General features: G+C 61.5%; 13 protein-coding genes and 2 pseudogenes. 5 read left to right on the forward strand and 10 right to left on the reverse strand.

Annotated features, from left to right (window positions below):
- Positions 1 to 71: 71 nt before the first annotated feature.
- From JFV26_RS31080 to JFV26_RS31090, 3 genes and pseudogenes are all read right to left on the reverse strand, one after another.
- Positions 72 to 509: pseudogene (locus JFV26_RS31080) on the reverse strand (MipA/OmpV family protein); the annotation flags it as partial.
- Positions 510 to 657: 148 nt separating this feature from the next.
- Positions 658 to 1146 carry a GFA family protein gene (locus tag JFV26_RS31085; RefSeq protein WP_201197401.1) on the reverse strand — a complete coding sequence of 163 codons (489 nt, stop codon included), beginning with the start codon at positions 1144 to 1146 and terminating at the stop codon, positions 658 to 660.
- 46 nt (positions 1147 to 1192) lie between these two features.
- Positions 1193 to 1597: a PaaI family thioesterase gene (locus JFV26_RS31090; protein ID WP_201197402.1), complete on the reverse strand. Its 405-nt coding sequence runs from the start codon at positions 1595 to 1597 to the stop codon at positions 1193 to 1195.
- A gap of 246 nt (positions 1598 to 1843) precedes the next feature.
- Between JFV26_RS31090 and JFV26_RS31095 the strand changes: the two genes are divergently transcribed.
- The 3 genes from JFV26_RS31095 (at position 1844) to JFV26_RS31105 (ending at position 5038) form a co-directional block, all read left to right on the forward strand.
- Positions 1844 to 2728, forward strand: coding sequence for a LysR substrate-binding domain-containing protein (locus JFV26_RS31095; protein ID WP_201197403.1), 885 nt, complete (start codon positions 1844 to 1846; stop codon positions 2726 to 2728).
- A 100-nt stretch (positions 2729 to 2828) separates the two neighbouring features.
- Positions 2829 to 3938 (forward strand): agmatine deiminase, encoded by a 1110-nt coding sequence (aguA, locus tag JFV26_RS31100; RefSeq protein WP_201197404.1) that lies wholly within the window; start codon positions 2829 to 2831, stop codon positions 3936 to 3938.
- A 2-nt stretch (positions 3939 to 3940) separates the two neighbouring features.
- Positions 3941 to 5038 (forward strand): extracellular solute-binding protein, encoded by a 1098-nt coding sequence (locus JFV26_RS31105; RefSeq protein WP_201197405.1) that lies wholly within the window; start codon positions 3941 to 3943, stop codon positions 5036 to 5038.
- Positions 5039 to 5164: 126 nt separating this feature from the next.
- On the opposite strand, the gene JFV26_RS31110 is transcribed toward JFV26_RS31105, so the two are convergent.
- The 5 genes from JFV26_RS31110 to JFV26_RS31130 form a co-directional block, all read right to left on the reverse strand.
- On the reverse strand, positions 5165 to 5782 hold the full coding sequence (locus tag JFV26_RS31110) for a DNA-3-methyladenine glycosylase family protein (protein WP_201197406.1): 618 nt from the start codon (positions 5780 to 5782) through the stop codon (positions 5165 to 5167).
- Between the two features lie 5 nt (positions 5783 to 5787).
- Positions 5788 to 6591, reverse strand: a complete 804-nt coding sequence (locus JFV26_RS31115; RefSeq protein ID WP_201197407.1) for an isocitrate lyase/PEP mutase family protein — start codon at positions 6589 to 6591, stop codon at positions 5788 to 5790.
- Positions 6592 to 6615: 24 nt separating this feature from the next.
- Positions 6616 to 7698 carry a bifunctional transcriptional activator/DNA repair enzyme AdaA gene (locus JFV26_RS31120; protein WP_201197408.1) on the reverse strand — a complete coding sequence of 361 codons (1083 nt, stop codon included), beginning with the start codon at positions 7696 to 7698 and terminating at the stop codon, positions 6616 to 6618.
- An 80-nt stretch (positions 7699 to 7778) separates the two neighbouring features.
- Positions 7779 to 8819 carry a DMT family transporter gene (locus JFV26_RS31125; RefSeq protein WP_201197409.1) on the reverse strand — a complete coding sequence of 347 codons (1041 nt, stop codon included), beginning with the start codon at positions 8817 to 8819 and terminating at the stop codon, positions 7779 to 7781.
- 124 nt (positions 8820 to 8943) lie between these two features.
- Positions 8944 to 9564, reverse strand: a complete 621-nt coding sequence (locus JFV26_RS31130) for a LysE family translocator (protein ID WP_201197410.1) — start codon at positions 9562 to 9564, stop codon at positions 8944 to 8946.
- A gap of 294 nt (positions 9565 to 9858) precedes the next feature.
- Between JFV26_RS31130 and JFV26_RS31135 the strand changes: the two genes are divergently transcribed.
- On the forward strand, positions 9859 to 10446 hold the full coding sequence (locus tag JFV26_RS31135; protein ID WP_201197411.1) for a LysE family translocator: 588 nt from the start codon (positions 9859 to 9861) through the stop codon (positions 10444 to 10446).
- A 21-nt stretch (positions 10447 to 10467) separates the two neighbouring features.
- Here JFV26_RS31135 and JFV26_RS31140 read toward each other — a convergent pair.
- A pseudogene (locus JFV26_RS31140) lies at positions 10468 to 11300 on the reverse strand (AraC family transcriptional regulator).
- Positions 11301 to 11334: 34 nt separating this feature from the next.
- The gene (locus JFV26_RS31145; RefSeq protein WP_201197412.1) at positions 11335 to 11832 is read right to left on the reverse strand and encodes a VOC family protein; all 498 of its coding nucleotides are present in this window, start codon (positions 11830 to 11832) and stop codon (positions 11335 to 11337) included.
- Positions 11833 to 12531: 699 nt separating this feature from the next.
- Here JFV26_RS31145 and JFV26_RS31150 point away from each other — a divergent pair.
- Positions 12532 to 12987, forward strand: a complete 456-nt coding sequence (locus JFV26_RS31150; protein WP_201197413.1) for a (2Fe-2S)-binding protein — start codon at positions 12532 to 12534, stop codon at positions 12985 to 12987.
- Positions 12988 to 13000: the final 13 nt, after the last annotated feature.

Genomic DNA, 13000 nt, shown 5'->3' on the forward strand with positions numbered 1-13000 from the left:
ACCATTGGGCACGACACAACACCGTAGGAGCAAGGCTTGCCTGCGATGGCGCCATCACTCACAACGCAATTTCAAAAGGTGTAGACCACCTGCCCAGCCACTGAAGTCTGCAACCGCCGCTCGACAATCGGGCTGTCCGCCGCCTCACTCGCCAGGTACTGCACTGCCAGCACCGTGGTGAAACTCCACTGATCATCAATCGGTTACGACCAGGTCAAGTCCGCCCCGCGACTGACCATCCCGCCATGGGTGTCATACGCCCGGAACTGACTGCGCGATGCCCGGGCATTGCTGACGCCATACCAGGTGCGCAGGTAATTGCTGGCGCCGAATTGGCTGTTGAGGCTGCCGACCACGCGGTCATATTGACCTTCGTAAAACGGCGCGCTGATGCTCAGCTTCAAGCGGTTCCAGGCTGAACCGGTGTCGTGGTCGTCATCGTCCTTTTCCAGCGCATGTTCGAAGCTCGCCCCGAGAATGATCGGGCCCAGGTGATAAGTACCGTCCACCCAAGGGAGGTTGGATGCGCCCATGCCAGGCGGCCGGTGACCAGCAATCTTTGAGAGTTTTGTCGGGAAACTGTCAAAGACTGTGAATGGGATCGATCAAGTGGTGAGTCACCTGTGGCGAGGGACGGTGTTTATTTTTGATCCAGTGTCACCGGGTCAAACCCAGCCGTTCATGCCACTGGGCAATCGACTCTTCTGGATAAACCTCAAACTGTTGGTCCTTGGGCTGCACCTGGACTTCCACCCACGGGGCTTTCGAACCCAGCATCAGATGCGTGTGTTCCGGCGGCACCGGCAGCGGGGTGTCGATGGCCGAGGCAAACGGGTGAATCAACTCCGGCCACTGCGGGCTGAACAGCCATAGACCGCTTCCGCACACTGAACAGAAATGCCGCTCGGCGGTGCTGCTGTGGGCGCGCTTATCGCCTTCGTCCTGGAGCCGCGCATGGTAGATCGCGATGTGCTTGCGCCCGCGAACCTTGAGGCTTTCGGCATCGCCACCGAGGTTGATCGCGTAACCGCCACCGCCCTGGGTCTTGCGGCAGATCGAACAATAGCAGCGCTGATAAGGGTAGGGGTGGGCGCTGGTCAAACTGAACGACACCGCGCCGCAGTGGCAGGAACCTTCGAGCTGCATGACAACCTCCGACTGTTCTTGAATGGATTCAAGACAGCCTAGACCTTCACTGGCTATCGACCGGTACCAGAATCGCGTCGCCGGTCGCCACCAGCTTCAGTTGATCGCCGGTCTGCGCGAACAGCTCGGCGCGGGTGAATACCTGCTTCCTGCCGGCCTTCACCACCCGGCCCTTGGCAATGAATACCTCACCGACGGCGGGCGCCAGGCAGTTGACCGAAAAGTGCGAAGCCAGCACGTTGCCCGCAACCGTCCCGGCGGCAAAACCGCAGGCCGTGTCGAGCAATGCACCAATCAGGCCGGCATGCAGGAAACCGGCATATTGCGCCATGTCGGTTTCGCGAAAAGCCAGGGACAAATCCGCCTCACCGCGTACGGCACGGGTGACTTCGATGCCGGCCCAGCGGTTGAAGGCTGAGGTTGAATTGATCTGTTTGAGTGTGTCGAGCATGTCGAATCCCTCCGGTTGAGGGCTCAACATGCGCCGGGTTTGGCGGGATGTCATGGTGGATAAGAGGGGGTGATGGAGCGGTGAAGTTGTGGTGAATGAACTGGCTCATCGCGAGCAAGCTCGCTCCCACCGGGGAATGCATTTCAATGTGGGAGCGGGCTTGCTCGCGAAGAACGATAACGCGATCCCACTGGACGCCTACCGCCCATCACGTCAGCATGAGCGCCTCAAAAAAGGGCTTGATCGATGCGACGTCTACCTTCCCTGGCAGCACTCAAAACCTTCGAATGCGCCGCCCGCCATGCGCATTTCGGCCGGGCAGCGGCGGAGTTGTGCGTCACCGACAGCGCCGTCAGCCATCAAATCCGCCAGCTCGAAGAGCAACTGGGGGTGTCGCTGTTCATCCGCGAAGGCCGGCAGATTCGCCCGACCATGGCCGCCGGGCGCTTGATGCAGAGCTTGCAGCAAGCCTTTGAACTGATCGGCGAGGCCTGCGATGAACTGCGCGATCCGTCATCGCTGGCGGTGTTGCGTCTGGCGGTCACGGCAGAGTTGGCGCAAAAGTGGTTGATGAATCGGCTCACGGATTTTTACGCGCGCTATCCGCACATTACCTTGCACCTCTATGAGCAACCGATCGATGCCACCGCGCCGGGGGAAGATATCGACCTGGCGATCACTTACGGCACCGGCCCGGTGGACAGCAGCGCGTACTTCGTGCGGCCGCTGCCGGCGTTGCAGTTCTTCCCGGTGTGCAGCCCCGGCCTGTTCAACCAGGGCACGCTGAAAACCCCGAAGGACCTGGCCCGCCATTGCCTGCTGCACGACGATCAGGACGGCAAGACCTGGACCGCTTGGCTCACCAGCCATGCCGGCGACCAGCGCCCGCAACGGCAGCTGTATTTCGCCCACGCCGGATTGGCGCTGGAAGCGGCGGCCCAAGGGCAGGGCGTGGCCATGGGCGACAACCTGACGGCGCAGGAAGATTTGCTCAGTGGGCGTCTGGTGCGGCCGTTCACCTCCAGCATGACTGCGCTCGGTCAATATGCGCTGGTCTGCGAACGGGTGCGGCTGGAGCGGCCGGCGGTGGCGCAGATGCTGGAGTGGTTCAACGATCAGTTGGTCGATTGATGAGTTAAATTCAAGTATTCCCCAATATTCATCGTTGGCGAGGAGTCTGCCTGCGACCTTAGCCTGTGGTCATTCCAATCCCCGCTGATGAGGTTTGCCCATGGCACGTTTACTCGATTCCACCCCCAAGCACGATGGTTTTCGCCTGCCCGGCGAGTTCGAAACCAAGTCCGGCTGCTGGCTCGGCTGGCCGGAACGCACCGACGTGTGGCGCAACGGCGCCAAGCCTGCGCAGAAGGTCTGGGTGCAGATTGTCACCGCGATCTCTCAGAGCGAGCCCGTCACCGTGTGTGCCTCTGCCGCGCAATTTGCCACCGCTCGCCGTCAATTGCCACCGCAGGTTCGCGTGGTGGAAATGACCTGCAACGACACCTGGTTCCGCGACAGCGGCCCGTGCTTTGTGGTCAACGACGCCAGCGCTGAAGTGCGCGGCGTGGATTTTGAATTCAACGCCTATGGCGGCCTCGACGGTGGCTTGTACTACCCGTGGGACAAGGACGACCAGATCGCCAGCAAGATCCTCGAAATCGAACGCTTCGACCGTTATCGCGCCCCGCTGATTGCCGAACTCGGCGGCATCCAGAGTGACGGCCAGGGCAGCATTCTCACCACCGAACAATGCCTGCTCAACCGCAATCGCAACCAGCACCTGGGCAAGGCCGAAGTCACTCGGCGGCTGACCGATTACCTTGGCGCCGAGCAAATCATCTGGCTGCCCCGGGGCTGCAAGTTCGACGAAACCGATGGTCATGTCGATGATCTCGCCTGTTTCATCCGCCCCGGCGAAGTGGTGCTGCAATGGACCGACAACCGTGATGACCCGCAGTGGGAGATCTACCAGGAAGCCTACGACATCCTGCGCAGCACCCGCGACAGCCGTGGCCGCGAGTTGATCGTGCACAAGTTGCCGCAACCGGACGTGCTCGAATGGACCGCTGAAGAAGCCGAAGGCCTCGATCAGCAAGACAGCACCCATACCCGCCAGGCGGGAACGAAAATCTGCGCGTCGTACATCAACTACTACGCCGGCAACAGCTCGATCGTGGTGCCGTTGTTCGGCGATCGGCAGGATCAGGCTGCGTTGGCGACCCTCGCCGAACTGTTCCCGCAACACAAGATTGTCGGCATCGAAAACTCCCGGGAAATCCTCCTCGGCGGTGGCAACGTCGCGTGTATCACCATGCCGCAATACGCCGGTAAAGGAGTGTGATCATGGGCCTGCACAAACTGACTCAAGCGTTAATGCTGGTGCTCGCACCCCTGTGTGTGCAGGCCGCCGACTCCGCCAAACCGGTGGTCAACCTGTACATCTGGGGCGAGTACCTGGCCCCGGACACCCTGAGTGATTTCGAGAAGCAGACCGGCATTCATGTGGTGGCCGATCACTTCGACTCGCTGGAAACCGTCGAGACCAAACTGCTCACCGGCCGCAGCGGTTATGACCTGGTGCTGACGGCCGGGCAGCATCTGTCCCGGGCGATCCAGAGCGGCGCAATCCAGCCGCTGGACCACCAGCAACTGCCGCACTTTGCCGGCGTCGGCGAGGAGTTTCGTCAGCACATGGCAGTGTTCGATCCAGGCAATCGCTATGCCGGGATCTACGCCTGGGGCACCACCGGCGTGGGCGCCCAGGAGGAGGCGGTCAACAAGCGTTTGCCTGACGCGCCACGGGACAGCTGGGCAATGTTGTTCGACCCGGCGGTGGTGTCGAAATTCGCCGATTGCGGGGTCAGCCTGCTCAACGATCCCAACGAGGTTTTTGCCGCGGTCATGAAGTACATGGGCCTGGACATCAACCGCCAGAACCTCGATGACCTGAAACTCGCCGAACAGCAATTGGCGAAGATCCGGCCGTACATCCGCTACTTCGACAACGACCTGAACATCAGCGACCTGGCCAACGGCAACACCTGCGTAGCGATGTCCTGGAACGGTAACGTGGCCATCGCCGCCGGCCAGGCTACAGCTGCAAACAAACCGTTCACGCTGGGTTACCGGATTCCGAAGGAAGGCACGTTGATCTGGTTCGACGCCATGGTCATCCCCAAGGATGCGCCGCATCCGCAGGCCGGGCTGGCGTTGATGGATTACCTGATGACGCCGCAGGTGATTGCGCCGATCACCGACACCATTCATTACGCCAATGCGATAACGGCGGCGGACGGGTTGATCGATCCGGCGATTCGCAATGATCCGGGGACGTATCCGTCGGCGCAGGTAAGGGCTTCGTTGTACAGCAAGAATGACAATGGGAAGGAATTCAACCGGGCTTTGGTTCGGGCGTTTAGTCGGTTGAAGTCGGGGTTGTGATTGGCCTTTGGGTGATGGGTTGGCTGTGAGATCGCCTTCGCGAGCAGGCTCGCTCCCACAGGGGCTTTGTGAGCGCCACAAATCAAATGTGGGAGCGAGCCTGCTCGCGATGAACGATAACGCGGTCTACCTGCCAGGCACCCGCCACAAATACCACGCAGCTACCGTGCGAAACGGGCTCCATGCCAATCCAATCTCAATCATCTGCTTGCGAGTGGGCTGCACCTCCAACCCCTTGAGCCGCCGATACCCCTCACGCACCCCGAAGTCATCCGCCGGCAAAATATCCGGCCGCTCCAGGCTGTAGATCAGCAGCATCTCCACGGTCCAGCGCCCGACACCGCGCAAGGTAACCAAGCGCTCGATCAGCGTTTCATCGTCCATGGCCAGCGCGGTGGCGTAATCCGGCACGACACCGTCCAGCGTCGCCTGGGCAATCCCCTGAATCGTCGCGATCTTGTTCGCGGAAAACCCGCAAGCACGCATCTGCTCAAAGTCTGTCGCCAGAATCTGCTCGGGCTTGGGGAACCGGCCTGAAGGAAACAGCGCCAAGAGCCGCCCGACAATCGCATCCCCGGCCCTGGCATGCAGTTGCTGATAGGCAATCGACCGCACCAGCGATTCATAAGGATCGCGCGCTGGATGCGGTTGATGCAGGCAAGGGCCGATGGCGGCGATGTGGCGCTGCCAGTCCTCATCGAGGGATGCTAGAAAAGTACTGTCAGGCCGATACAGGTCGGGCATGCAGGTCAGGATTTTTTCAGCAGGCCGTTCACCTCGCCATACGTGAAAGCCTTGAGGTCGTGAGTGTCGAGCTTGCCAGTTTCCAGAAAACTCTTCGCCAGCGAACCCATGGCGCCATACAGGAATTCGGCAATGCTTGAACCGGCGCTCAAGCGCCGAACTCCGAGGGCTTTCAATTCGTCAGGCGACGGCAGGCAGGCAAAGCCCAGCACGTTCACTGGCAGTGGCGTGCCCCGGCAGATCGCACCCATCTCGTACTCCGCCGTGACACCCGCCGCGAATAACCCGTCAGCCCCAGCGGCCTGATACAACGCAGCGCGTTTGAGCGTTTCTGCGACACGATCTTCGGCTGGCACCAGGCCCTTGAGGTAGACATCGGTTCGCGCGTTGATGAATAGCTTCACGTTCCGGCGCACCGCCACCTGACGGGCGATTTCGATTTTTCGCGCCAGCAACTCGGGCGTTGAAGCACCGTCCTCGATGTTGATCCCGACGGCACCGGCAGCGATCACCGCGTCGATCACTTCGGCCACCCGCACCAGGTCATCGGAATAGCCGGCCTCGATGTCCACGGTCAACGGCACGCGGATGACCCGGGCGATGGATTCGACTGTCGACACCAGCCGTTCGAGGGGCAGGGTGTTGCCGTCCGGATAACCATGAGCCCAGGCCACCGCTGCGCTACTGGTGGCCACGGCTTTACTGCCCAGTTGTTCCACCAGCCGCGCCCCGACAGCGTCGGCGACGTTGGTGAGGATCAGCAGGCCGTCGTGATGCAGGCTGTGGAACTGTTGGTCGAACGATTGCATCGAATTTCCTTCCCTTTGAAATAATCAGAATGCCAATGGTTGAGTGATCTGCACCGCAGCCTTTTCCAGCCTGAGCAAAAACGCCTTGCGCGGTTGTCCGCCACCATAGCCGGTCAGCGAGCCATCCGCCCCGATCACTCGGTGACAGGGCAGCACAATCGCCAGCCGATTATGCCCGTTGGCCAGTCCCACCGCGCGGCTGGCGCCGGGTTTGCCCAGCAGCGCCGCGATGGCGCCGTAGGTGCTGGTCTGGCCGTAGGGAATCTGTGCCAGTTCGGCCCAGACTTGCCGGGCAAATTCGCTGCCCGGCAGGTGCAGCGGTACGTTGAACCCGGTGCGTTTACCGGCAAAGTATTGCGCCAGTTCTGCTTCGATTTGCTGCAAATGCGCGTTGTGTCCCGGCGCCACGGCGTAACCATAACGGTGTTGTAATGCCTCGACCTCTTTGGTCAGCGCCGGCCGATCCAGAAACTCCAGCAGGACCAACCCTCGACGTTCAGCCATGGCAATCATCGGCCCCAGCGGCGTAGTCAGCCGGGTGAACAGCAGCGGCTCACTGTTCGCCGCGCGGCCCGGGGTGATGTGAAAGGACTTTTGAAAGGCGTCGCGAAAACCGCTCAGGGATTCGTAGCCGGAGTCGAACGCCGCGTTGTCGATGGACTCACCCTGTTTGATCCCGCCCAGCGCCATGCCGAGGCGCCGGGTACGCAGCCAGGCGTGGAAAGTCATGCCGAAATGCTGCTTGAACCAGCGCCGCAATTTGAGCGGCTCGATGCCCTCGGCCTGCAACTGCGTGTCGGTCCAGCGCTGGTCCGGTTCGGCATCCACCCGGTTGAGCAAGCGCTGCACCCAGTCCGGCGCGATGGCTGCCGCATCCAGCGGTTTGCAACGCAGGCAGGCGCGGTAACCGGCGCTCATGCATTCGTCGGCATGGGCGAAGAATTCGACGTTCTCCGGTTTGGGTTTGCGCGCCGTGCAACTGGGGCGGCAGAAGATCCCGGTGGTTTTGACCGCCGTAAAAAACACCCCCTCGTAGGCGGTGTCTCGTTCGAGCATGGCGCGAACCATCTCGGCGTGGGGCGGCAGCACAGCGTTTTGTAGGTTCATGGGCTGAGCATAAGGCCGGTCATGCGGCGCCTCCACCGGAAAATCGACAGGTAATTTCGCCCAGGCGTCGTGCCGTTGAATTAATGCCGGTGCCGATGGTGAATGTCCGGAAAGTGCGGATGACTGTGGCGCATCGGCGTGTGTTCATGTTCATGGCTGTGGGGTTCGGTGCCGTCCCATTCAAAGGGATGCTCGTGCTGATGATGCTCGTCGTGCACATGCCGATGACCATGTTTGAGCGCCTCGTGTTGATGGTCGTGGCCATGGCTTTCGGTCAGGTGAGTCCACACTCCGAGCCCCATCAGCAGGGCCGCGGCCCAGAACGTCAGCGTCACCGGCTCACCCAGCAGCAGGATGGCAATCGCCGCACCGAGGAACGGAGCCGTGGAAAAGTACGCGCCGGTGCGCGCGGTGCCCAGCCCGCGCAGTGCCAGAACGAACAGCACCAGGCTGATGCCGTAACCGAGGAAGCCGACGATCAGCGTCGGCCCGAGCACATTGAACTGCGGCAGTTTCGCGCCGAGCAGCAGCGCCAGGCTGCAGTTGACCAGCCCGGCGACCAGGCCCTTGATGCCCGCGATGAACAGCGCATCCGAAGCCGAGACCTTGCGCGTCAGGTTGTTATCGACCGCCCAGCAGGCGCAGGCCAGCGCCACGGCCAATGGTCCGATCCAGCCCAGTGTCTGCGCCGAACCCTGGGGCCAGGCCAGGAGCAAGCCACCGGCAACAATCGCCAGCATCCCGGCGACGATGCGCCGGTCGGCGTTCTCCTTGAACACCAGCCAGGCCAGCACGGCGGTGAGCACTGACTCGAGGTTGAGCATCAGCGAGGCGGTGGCGCCGGAGGTCATCGTCAAACCGTACATCAACGCCACCGGCCCCAGCACCCCGCCAAAAGCGATGGCGCCGATCAGCCAGGGCCATTCCGAGGGTTTCAGGCCGCTGGGCTGCCAGCCCCGATCGCGGATCAAACGGACGATGGTCAGCCCGACGCCGCTGCCCGAATACAACAACCCGGCGAGCAGGATTGGCGAGACGTTCAGCCCCAGCAACTTGGCCAGCGGCGTGCTCGCACCGAACAGGGCGGCGGCGCCGAGGGCGTAGATTATGTTCAGGTTCATTGAGGGCCCATCGAGATAGGTAGGAGCACAGCTTGCTCGCGATAGCGTAATGTCAGGCAATTGGGGCGTCGACTGATATATCGCTATCGCGAGCAAGCTGTGCTCCTACGCGATTACGGTGGTTTCAAGCACGGCGCGCCATCAACAGCACCGATGCCGCCGCCGACAACAACCCCGCGCAGCAGCGGTTGAAGATTCGTTTGCCGCGCGGTTCGGCGAACCAGCGGCGCATGTGCAGGCCCATGTAGGCGTAGGCGCTGATGGCGATCCATTCCAGCATCAGGAACAGCGCGCCCAGCACGGCAAATTGCGGCGCCACCGGCAACGTCGGGTCAACGAACTGCGGCAGGAATGCGGTGAACAGAAGAATCGCCTTGGGATTGCCCGCGGCCACCAGAAACTCCTGCCGCACCAACGTCACGATGCCCACAGTGGGTGCGCTTGCCTGCTGCTCGGCCTCGGTGTTGGCGTGCCACAGCTTCCAGGCCATGTACAACAAGTACGCGGCGCCGACGACCTTGATCGCATCGAACAGCCATTGCGAGGTGTGCAGCACCACCGACAGCCCGGCGGCGGCAAGGGCAATCATCCCGGCAAACGCCAGCAAACGCCCGACCCCGGCCACGCAGGCGCGACGGTAGCCGTAGCGGGTGGAGTTGCTGACCGACAGCAAATTATTCGGTCCGGGGGCCATGTTCAGGGCAAAACAGGCCGGCAGAAACAGGGTGAGGGTGGCGAGGTCCATGGCGAGGGCTCCAGCAGCGGGAGCGGTATTTTTAACACAGGTACGGGGTGGCTTGACCCGTACAGTGACGTGCTGCGCTCGCGGTACACCCTGATGAAAAAAGTCCCTGTGGGAGCGAGCCTGCTCGCGAAAGCGGTTTTCCAGTCAACAGAGAGGTTGCCTGACACGCCGCCTTCGCGAGCAGGCTCGCTCCCACATTGTTTTGTGGTGATCAAAGGGGTGTTTTGTTCAATACGGCGACCGGTGTGCGCTCTACCTTGAGGCCCGGTTCAACTGAATTGAAGAAGGTGTGTGATGAGTGTGTTGATCTCCATGGCGGCGTTTGCCCTGGTCGCTTCGATAACGCCGGGGCCGGTGAATATTGTTGCGTTGAGTTCCGGGGCGCAGTTTGGCTTTCGCGCCAGTCAACGGCATGTGGCCGGAGCGACGCTGGGTTTTGTGTTGCTACTGGTGTTGATGGGGCTGGGGTTGCATGAGTTGCTGCAGTTATGGCCGGCGCTGACGCGGGTGGTGCAGGTGGCTGGGGTGGCATTTTTGTTGTACATGGCGTGGAAACTCGCTGCCGATAACGGGCAGTTGGATGCCAAGCATTCAGGGCGGGCACCGTCGATGCTCTACGGCGCGGTGATGCAATGGCTCAACCCGAAAGCCTGGCTGGCCTGTGTCGCGGGGATGGGCGCATTTGTCGCCGATGGCGAGGCGCGGCTGGTGTGGCAGTTTGCGGCGGTGTATCTGGTGATTTGCTATCTGTCGGTGGGGTGTTGGGCGTATGCCGGGACTTTTCTGCGGGGGTACTTGAATAACCCGGCGGGTATGCGGCTATTCAATCGGCTCATGGCACTGCTGCTGGCGGCGAGCGCAATTTACTTGATGTTGCCGTAGCGTGAGGGTGGCAGGTCGGGTTCAGCCCCGATATTGCCCTGGTGTTGCCGCCAGGTGTTGCTTGAACGCCCGCTGGAAATGCGCCTGATCGGCAAACCCGGCTTCCAGCGCCACGTCCGCGATCAGCTTGCCGTTGCGCAAGCGGTCCCGGCGAACTGAATCCGTTGGTTGACCACAAAGGCGTGGGGCGTCATGCCGTAATGTTGTTTGAACGCGCGGATCAGGTAGGACGGCGACAGCTGCGCCGCCTCGCAAATGTCCTCGAGCTTGAGCATTTGCGTGCAGTTGTCGCGGATGTAATCGGCGGCGCGTTCCAGTTTGAAATTGGCTTCGCGCAGCGGCTGATCGATGGGGTTGAGGCGCTGCTGCACCTCAGTAAAAAACTCCACGGTGGCGCTGTGTTTGCGCAGCACATCGTGCTGATCGTCGACCAACACGGCGTACAAATCCTTCAGGCCGGTAAACAGGCTGGCGTCACGATGGTGGGTGATGGCAAACCGGCGAAACGCCTGGTCCCGGCCGAACCCGAGTTGATGCTGCAAGTCGGTCAGCCACGGCGTCTCGACGTACAGCATCAGGTACGACCAGGGTTGGTCGTCAATGGGATTGCAGGCGTGGACATCGCCGGGGTTCATCAGCACCAGGGTGCCGGTGCTGACCTGAAACTCCGATTGTTCGTGCACATAGGTGCTGCGCCCGGCGGTGATTGCACCGATGGAAAAGTGCGCGTGGGAATGCCGGGCGTAGCAGACTTCGCGGCCGTCGGCGATGGCTCGGGCCTCGATGAAGGGCAGGGCGTCGTCGCGCCAGAAACGTGGGGCTTTGTCGGGATCTTTGGCAACGGCGTGCTTCATCGTCAGCGTCCTCGCAGGTCAGCGCCCGAGTGTATTAGCTCTCGCCGTTAAAGGCCCGTTGCAGTTCAGCGATGTCGAGTTTTTTCATCTGCATCATCGCTTGCATCGCCCGCTGGGATTTGACCGTGTCGGGGTCTTTGAGCATCTCCATCATGACCACCGGGACGATCTGCCAGGACAGACCGAACTTGTCCTTCACCCAGCTACATTGCTCGGCCTCGGGGACGGCAGATAACGCGCCCCAGTAATGGTCGACCTCTTCCTGGCTCTCGCAATTGACCTGGAACGACACCGCTTCGTTGAACTTGAACACCGGGCCGGCATTGAGTCCGGTGAAACCTTGGCCATCAAGTTCGAAACTCACGGTCAGCACCGAGCCTTCGGGGCGACCGTGCTGCTCGAAACCGGCCTTGCCATAATGGGTGATGGCGGTGATTTTGGAGCGATCGAAGATCGAGCAATAGAATTTGGCAGCCGCTTCGGCCTGATCATCGAACCAGAGGCAGGGTGTGATTTTTTGCACGCGTTGCATGGTGTTCTCCTCTACGGGGTTATCACGCTGGACTATCAGCGTAGTCACTCGGTAGTCGGTTGGCGGTGCCGTAGATCGACAAGTCGAGAAGCGATATCGGGCCGGGTCATTTGTTGCTAGACATGCCGCCCCGATTTTGCCGCAAGGACGCTCAGCATCATGGTTGCCCCTCGTTTATTGGCTGATGCCTGCCTGCTCGCCAGTGCGTGTGCGGCGGCTGAACCGCTGGCGTTACATCGATGCGTTTGTTGCCGACGAACTCAACACCTGGCGCGCTTCTAAAGCCTCCACGCTCGTAGCAGCTGCCGAGCACCGCGAGGCTGCGTTCGGCGGCGAAGCCGTCGTGAATCCTATGCTTGCGAATTGCCTGACACACCGCAGGGCCTGATTTTACGACGGCTTCGCCGCCGAACGCAGCCTCGCGGTGCTCGGCAGCTGCTACGGCGAAGGTTGCGCTTCGCCGATAGGTGTGACCGGCGGTCGCAGAAGCTCGCCTCCCACTCAATCTGCGCTTAGCTGTATGGATAGCCCGAGGTGCGCATAGACCCGCCGACCCTGTAGGAGCAAGGCTTGCTCGCGATGAACGGTAACGTGGTTGGTCAGACCTGATGCCTTCGCCGGCAAGCCTGGCTCCTGCAAAAAAACCACGTCGTTTCAACGGCGCCCCTTCAGAACACCGTGAGTCTGAGGAAATCCGTAATGCTGACCCTGAATATCAATGGCAAGGACCAGGCACTGGATGTCCCCGAGGACATGCCTTTGCTGTGGGTCTTGCGCGATGTCGCGCACTTGACCGGGACCAAGTTCGGTTGCGGTATGGCCCAGTGCGGTGCCTGCACCGTGCATGTCGACGGCGCGCCGCTGCGTTCCTGCATCACCCCGGTCACCGCCGTGGCCAACGGGCAAAAAATCCTCACCATCGAAGGCCTGTCCACCGACGGTTCGCACCCGGTGCAACAAGCCTGGGCTGAGCTCGATGTGGTGCAGTGCGGTTACTGCCAGTCGGGGCAGATCATGTCGGCCGCCGCGTTACTGGCGAAGATCCCCAAACCCACCGACAGCGACATCGATCAGGCGCTGTCCGGCAACATCTGCCGCTGCGGCACTTACCCAAGGATCCGTGCGGCGGTCAAACGCGCCGCCGAGATCGGTTGAGGCCACGCCGAGG

Source organism: Pseudomonas sp. TH31, from assembly GCF_016650815.1.
Lineage (GTDB): Bacteria > Pseudomonadota > Gammaproteobacteria > Pseudomonadales > Pseudomonadaceae > Aquipseudomonas.

Excerpts from the sequence above, each read along its gene's own strand:
- JFV26_RS31085 (WP_201197401.1), bottom strand. The coding sequence starts at position 1,146 with ATGCAGCTCGAAGGTTCCTGCCACTGCGGCGCGGTGTCGTTCAGTTTG.
- JFV26_RS31090 (WP_201197402.1), bottom strand. The coding sequence starts at position 1,597 with ATGCTCGACACACTCAAACAGATCAATTCAACCTCAGCCTTCAACCGC.
- JFV26_RS31095 (WP_201197403.1), top strand. The coding sequence starts at position 1,844 with ATGCGACGTCTACCTTCCCTGGCAGCACTCAAAACCTTCGAATGCGCC.
- aguA (WP_201197404.1), top strand. The coding sequence starts at position 2,829 with ATGGCACGTTTACTCGATTCCACCCCCAAGCACGATGGTTTTCGCCTG.
- JFV26_RS31105 (WP_201197405.1), top strand. The coding sequence starts at position 3,941 with ATGGGCCTGCACAAACTGACTCAAGCGTTAATGCTGGTGCTCGCACCC.
- JFV26_RS31110 (WP_201197406.1), bottom strand. The coding sequence starts at position 5,782 with ATGCCCGACCTGTATCGGCCTGACAGTACTTTTCTAGCATCCCTCGAT.
- JFV26_RS31115 (WP_201197407.1), bottom strand. The coding sequence starts at position 6,591 with ATGCAATCGTTCGACCAACAGTTCCACAGCCTGCATCACGACGGCCTG.
- JFV26_RS31120 (WP_201197408.1), bottom strand. The coding sequence starts at position 7,698 with ATGAACCTACAAAACGCTGTGCTGCCGCCCCACGCCGAGATGGTTCGC.
- JFV26_RS31125 (WP_201197409.1), bottom strand. The coding sequence starts at position 8,819 with ATGAACCTGAACATAATCTACGCCCTCGGCGCCGCCGCCCTGTTCGGT.
- JFV26_RS31130 (WP_201197410.1), bottom strand. The coding sequence starts at position 9,564 with ATGGACCTCGCCACCCTCACCCTGTTTCTGCCGGCCTGTTTTGCCCTG.
- JFV26_RS31135 (WP_201197411.1), top strand. The coding sequence starts at position 9,859 with ATGAGTGTGTTGATCTCCATGGCGGCGTTTGCCCTGGTCGCTTCGATA.
- JFV26_RS31145 (WP_201197412.1), bottom strand. The coding sequence starts at position 11,832 with ATGCAACGCGTGCAAAAAATCACACCCTGCCTCTGGTTCGATGATCAG.
- JFV26_RS31150 (WP_201197413.1), top strand. The coding sequence starts at position 12,532 with ATGCTGACCCTGAATATCAATGGCAAGGACCAGGCACTGGATGTCCCC.